The organism is Candidatus Symbiothrix dinenymphae (assembly GCF_001431085.1).
This window is the reverse complement of the sequence record NZ_BBRU01000048.1, coordinates 1-1,166: the sequence shown is the minus strand read 5'-3', so window position 1 is coordinate 1,166 and position 1,166 is coordinate 1. Positions and strand designations below refer to the sequence as shown.

The 1,166-nt window shown below is 41.3% G+C and carries 2 protein-coding genes and 1 tRNA gene; all 3 read left to right on the top strand.

Annotated features, from left to right (window positions below):
* Positions 1–130: 130 nt before the first annotated feature.
* Positions 131–784, top strand: a complete 654-nt coding sequence (locus ASC50_RS00910) for an ankyrin repeat domain-containing protein (RefSeq protein ID WP_055430812.1) — start codon at positions 131–133, stop codon at positions 782–784.
* Positions 785–873: 89 nt separating this feature from the next.
* Positions 874–964 (top strand) — tRNA-Ser (locus tag ASC50_RS00905).
* 95 nt (positions 965–1,059) lie between these two features.
* Positions 1,060–1,166: DnaA N-terminal domain-containing protein (locus tag ASC50_RS06625; protein WP_158648228.1), on the top strand; the 107-nt coding region annotated here is incomplete at its 3' end.

Here is a 1,166-nt window from a genome sequence, read left to right as displayed (position 1 = left end):
CGATATATCTATAACTTTTATAATGGCGACCGCCTTATCTATGTGCTCACTTTCGAAAACATCGAAGGCAAGTGGCTGTTGATTGACTTTCAGTTGGGGGAGGATTAAAAATTAAATAATTGAAATAAAAATGAAAACAACAAAAATTTTACTGTTATCCGCCGCGAGCCTGCTGATGCTCGCCGGATGCAACAACAAAAAAGGCGGTGCGAACACCGCAGATGCTCAGGAATGTCACGATGAATTTATCAAAACAATTGATGACCATCAGTTTACCGCATTGGGCTTGGCTTGCCGCAACGGAAATTTGGATAAAGTGAAGGAATTGATGCAGAAGGGAGCCTGCACAACCGGTTGTATGGGCGATGATACATTTGAGTACGGTGCTTTATGTGTGTCCGTCTGGTTCGGGAAACCTAAAGTTGTGGAATATCTGATTCAACAAGGCGAAGACGTAAAAACGGTTTATGGCGAAAGCGGCACCACTCTCCTTTCTATGGCCTGCCTGAATGACGACAAGGCGGTGGCTCTCAAAATGGCTGAACTCCTGATTAAGGCAGGGGCAAGCGTACAAGCAGTGCCTAATTTTGACGGCAACTATAATTGCGTTCCGCTACATTATGCAGCAGAAAAAAACAATCTCCCATTAGTAAAATTATTGGTGAAGCAGGGTGCTGATATTCACATAAAAAACGGCGAAGGCATGACCATTTTTCAAATGGCGGACGATTGGGAGCATCTGGATGCAGATATGAAGGAATATATCCGCAGTCTCCGGAAATGAAAATTGAGCGATAAAAATATTTTTAAATTTGGTGCGAAAAAAGTTTTTGTAACAAAATTTTTCGTATCTTTGTCGCCCCAAAACAGAAAGGAGAGGTGCTCGAGTGGTTTAAGAGGTACGCTTGGAAAGCGTATGTGCGGCAAAACTGCACCGGGGGTTCGAATCCCTTCTTCTCCGCCAAACGGATAGTTGGATTTTGGATGTTTCAATTTTTTTATCTACCTTTGTCCCGCTTTTAGAGAGAAAAGATAATTTAAAAAAGATATAAAGTTATAATGAAGTCGCATGTAAGTATATGGAATCAATGCTTGAAGATTATCAGAGATAATGTTTCTGAGAATGTTTTTGACACATGGTTTATCCCCATCACTCCGTACAAGTA

Coding starts and splice junctions, on each gene's coding strand:
- ASC50_RS00910 (WP_055430812.1), top strand. CDS start 131: ATGAAAACAACAAAAATTTTACTGTTATCCGCCGCGAGCCTGCTGATG.